We start from the raw sequence: 4,200 nt of genomic DNA on the forward strand, positions 1-4,200 counted from the left end.
GCCGAGGAACCACCGGGGCGGGCGCCCCGGCCGGCAGCCCCGGCGGGTTGAGCCCCGCCGGTCCCACCACGGCGGCTCCGGCTCAGCCGCGCCGCTCGACCTCAGCGACGTGTCCGGCCACCAGGTCAGCGATGGTCGTGGGCAACCCCGGGGAGAACAGCCCGTGCCCCATCCCCGGTACGACGCTCAGGCGGGCGCCCGGGATCAACTCAGCCAGTCGCCGGCCGTGCTCCACCGGGTAGACGGGGTCCTCGGTGCCGTGCACGACCAAGGTCGGCACGGCGACCCGGGACAGGTCCACCTGGTGGTCCTCGGTCATCCGTCCCGCCAGCGCGTGGTTGTCCCCGGAGTTCGGGTCGCGGTCCCGGTCGTGCCCGAGGGCCGACACCCGACGGGCCTCGGCCTCGTCGAAGGGGAGCACGTCCCCGTGGAGGACCCGCCAGGTCTCGATGGCGGACTCGATGCGGTCGGCACGCGTCTCGGCTCCAGTCGTGGAACGAACGGCCAGATGACGCAGGAACCGGGGCGCGGGCGGGGGAAGCGCCCCGGGATCGGGATCCTGCCCAGCCAGCGCCCGCTGCCAGGCCGGTTCCGGGTCCTCCCCCAACGGAGACGTCATGACCGCCGTCAGGCCGCGAACCCGGTCAGGGCGGTGCACGGCCAGCCACTGGCCTATGGTGCCCCCGAGCGACATCCCCACGACGTGCGCGGACGCGATGCCGAAGGCGTCCAGGACGGCCAGGCAGTCGCCCGCCATGTCGGCGACGGTGTAGGGATCATGCTCGAAGTCCACCGTGTCGGACAGCCCGGTGTCCCGGTGGTCGAACAAGACGATCTGGCAACCAGCCCCGAGGAGCTGGTCCACCAGTTCCGGCTGCCACAGGACCGACGACGCCGAGGTTCCCATCACCAGCAGAACGGGGGGATCCTCCACGTCACCGAGCCGTCTGGCCCACAGGCGAACCGGCCCGGAATGGACGAAGGTGCCGTTCTCCGCTGCCATGCGCGGGACCCTAACGGCTGCCGCGCCGCGCTCCGGCGCCCAGCACCGCCGGGTGGCGGGACCCGGTGTGGGATACTGTTCGTGGCCCCTCCGGCACCCGGGCGGCGGTCCTCTCCCCGCTCCGATCGGGGCCCGTCCCCGTCCCGTCGACAACGGTTCCGGGCGAACGCCGCCCGCCAGGACCGGCCCCCGCCTCAGCTCCGCTGCCCCGGGAAAAACTCCTGCGCCTTGGTCCGCAACCCCTGCGCGATCATGCGGAAGGCCTCGGGGTCCCCCTTCAGCACGGCCTCCGTCACCGACCGCACCTGCTCGGCGGTGGCGTGCGGCGGGATCGGCGGCACCTCCGGGTCGCAGTGGACGTCGAGCACCGCCGGGGTGGCCGCGCTCAGGGCACGGTCCCAGGCCGCTCCCAGGTCCTCCGGGTCGTCCACCGTGATCGCCGTCAGCCCGAGCGAGCGGGCGAAGGCCGCGTAGTCGACGTCCGGCAGGGTCTGCGACTCCTCGAACTTCGGCGCACCCCCCATCGCGCGCAGCTCCCAGGTCACCTGGTTCAGGTCGTTGTTGTGGAAGACGCAGACGACACAACGCTGGTCCGACCACAGGTGCCGGTACCGGGCGATCGTGATGAGTTCGGCCAGACCGTTCATCTGCATCGCCCCGTCCCCGACGAGCGCGACGACCGGCCGCTCGGGATGGGCGAACTTCGCCCCGATCGCGTAGGGGACCCCGGGGCCCATCGTGGCCAGCGTTCCCGACAGCGACCCCCGCACGTCACCTCGGATCCGCAGGTTGCGGGCGTACCAGTTGGCGGCCGACCCGGAATCGGCGGTGACGATCGCGTTGTCGGGCAGGCGCCTCGACAGCTCGGAGACCACCCGCATCGGGTTGACGGGCTTGGCCGGCACCTCGGCCTGCCGCTCCACCGTGGTCCACCAGTCGGCCACGTTCCGCTCGATGGTCTCCCGCCACCCGGAGTCCCCGCGCCGCCGCAACAGGGGTACCAGCGCGCGCAGGGTGGTGGCGGCGTCGCCGACCAGGTTCACCTCCGTCGGGTACCGCATCCCGATGAAGCGACCGTCGATGTCGATCTGCACGCCCCTGGCCTGACCGTACTTCGGCAGGAACTGCGAGTACGGGAAGTTCGAACCGACGATCAGGAGGGTGTCGCAGTCCCGCATCATCTCGTAGCTCGGCCGCGTTCCCAGCAGGCCGATCGCGCCCGTCACGTAGGGCAGGTCGTCGGGCAGGACGTCCTTGCCCAACAGGGCCTTGGCCACCCCGGCTCCGGTGAGCTCGGCGACCTCGCGCACCTCGGCCGCGGCGTTCCTCGCTCCCTGCCCGACCAGGATCGCCACCCGTTCCCCCGCGTTGAGCACCTCGGCCGCGGCGGCGACCTCGCCCTCCGGGGCCGTCACCGCCGACCGGACGTGGCTGGGCGGACTGGACGGGACCTGTTTGAACTCGTGCCGAGGCGGAGTGTGCTCCTCCTCCTGGAGGTCCCCGGGGATGATCAGCGCCGTCGGGGCACGCGACGCCTCGGCGGCGCGGATGGCGCGGTCCAGGGCGTTGGGCAGCTGCTCCGGGACGTTGACCTCCACCAGGTACTCGCTGGCCACGTCCTTGAACAACGTCTGGAGGTCGACCTCCTGCTGGTAGCTGCCGCCCATCGCGCTGCGGTCGGTCTGCCCGACGATGGCCACCACCGGGACGTGGTCGAGCTTGGCGTCGTAGAGACCGTTGAGCAGGTGGATCGCCCCAGGGCCGGAGGTCGCCAGGCACACCCCGACCTGGCCGCTGAACTTCGCGTACCCCACCGCCTGGAACGCGGCCATCTCCTCATGGCGGGCCTGCACGAACCGAGGCTCGTTGTCAGCCCGGCCGAAGGCCGCGACGATCCCGTTGATGCCATCCCCCGGATAGGCGAAGACCTGCCGCACCCCCCACTCCCGCAGTCGCCGAACCAGGTAGTCGCCCACGGTCTCGCTCATGCCATCCCTTTCCACTCGTACCCGGACCCGGTGCCGGGTGGACCCGGTCATCCCGGAGCACATGTCCCGACGGCGGCCAGCGGCACCGCCCGACGTGGACGCGAGCCGACGAGGACGCGGAGCCGCCCCCGGTCGCCACCGGAGCCCCGGACGCTGACCGGGGCCTCGGCGCGGGCGGCACCCGCCCAGGCGTCCCCACCGGCCAGCGCCCTCCACGGCGCGGAACGACCGCCACCCGTGCCGGAGGACTACCCGCGAGGCCCGGGCTCACACCTGCCCGCAGCCGGTGCGGTGTCTCCAGGGCCGGCCGGCCCCGGGCCGCCACGGCGACGGGTCCGCCCCTCACCGGCGTCGAAGCGGTGCTCGGCGGCGCTGTCCAGCGACGGCACCGTCGGGAGCGGGTCGCGGGTGCCGTCGGGGCGTTCGACCAGCCAGTGCTCGACCCTGGTGACGAGCAGCCGCAGGGCCGTGCTCGGCGGCCAGTCGACCCCGGAACTCGATGACCTCGGGGAAGATGACCTCGGGGAAGTTGTGGCCGGTGTCGAGGAGGCAACTCCCTGCCGGCGGTCCCGATCGCCAGGGATCCACCGGCGGTACCACTCACGGGCCGGGCTTCCTAGCAGCGGGTTTGTTCAGGCGACGAACCTGACCGTCAGGTAGGCGGTGCCGGCGACGAGCAGGGTCGACAGGGATCCGAGCGCCACCGCGCGGCCCCCCGCCCGCACGAGCGCGCTGGCGCGCACCCCGGTGCCCAGCGCGAACAGGGCGGCGGCCAGCAGCAACGTCGTCAGCGCCTCGGCCAGTTCCAACAGGGCGACCGGAACGGCACCAGTGGCCCGCAACCCCACCATGGCCAGGAAGGCCAGCACGAACGGCGGCACCAACGGCGCACGCCCGGTCGACCCCGCTGGTTCCCTGCGACGCTCGGCGAGCCCGACGGCGGCGACGACCGGAGCCAACAAGACCACGCGGCTCAGCTTGACCAACGCCGCCGTGCTGACCGCGGCCGCTCCCGCCGGCGAGGCCGCCGCCACCACCTGCGCCACCTCGTGCACCCCCAGCCCCGCCCAGGTGCCCAGCTCCACGGCCGACAGGCCCAGCGGTGGCCCCAACAACGGCACGGCCAGGATCGCCAGACTCCCGTAGAGGGTCACCAAGGCCACGGCCGTGGCGACCTCCTCGTCCTCCCGCCGCACCACCCCCTCCACC

Annotated in this window: 3 protein-coding genes; all 3 read right to left on the minus strand. The window is 73.0% G+C overall.

Translation table 11 applies throughout. From position 1 onward, the window contains the following. Positions 1-82 precede the first annotated feature (82 nt). Entirely contained in the window at positions 83-1,003 is a 921-nt protein-coding gene (locus tag ACTIDRAF_RS0218110; RefSeq protein ID WP_016700139.1) for an alpha/beta fold hydrolase, read from the minus strand. 194 nt (positions 1,004-1,197) lie between these two features. Next, positions 1,198-2,991 carry a thiamine pyrophosphate-requiring protein gene (locus tag ACTIDRAF_RS0218115; protein WP_016700140.1) on the minus strand — a complete coding sequence of 598 codons (1,794 nt, stop codon included), beginning with the start codon at positions 2,989-2,991 and terminating at the stop codon, positions 1,198-1,200. Positions 2,992-3,623: 632 nt separating this feature from the next. Then, positions 3,624-4,200, minus strand: a 577-nt coding sequence (locus tag ACTIDRAF_RS29630) for a putative sulfate exporter family transporter (protein ID WP_016700142.1), incomplete at its 5' end; no start/stop codon positions are given.

The sequence above is a fragment of the Actinoalloteichus spitiensis RMV-1378 genome (genome assembly GCF_000239155.1).
In the GTDB taxonomy this organism is placed as follows: Bacteria; Actinomycetota; Actinomycetes; order Mycobacteriales; family Pseudonocardiaceae; genus Actinoalloteichus_B; species Actinoalloteichus_B spitiensis.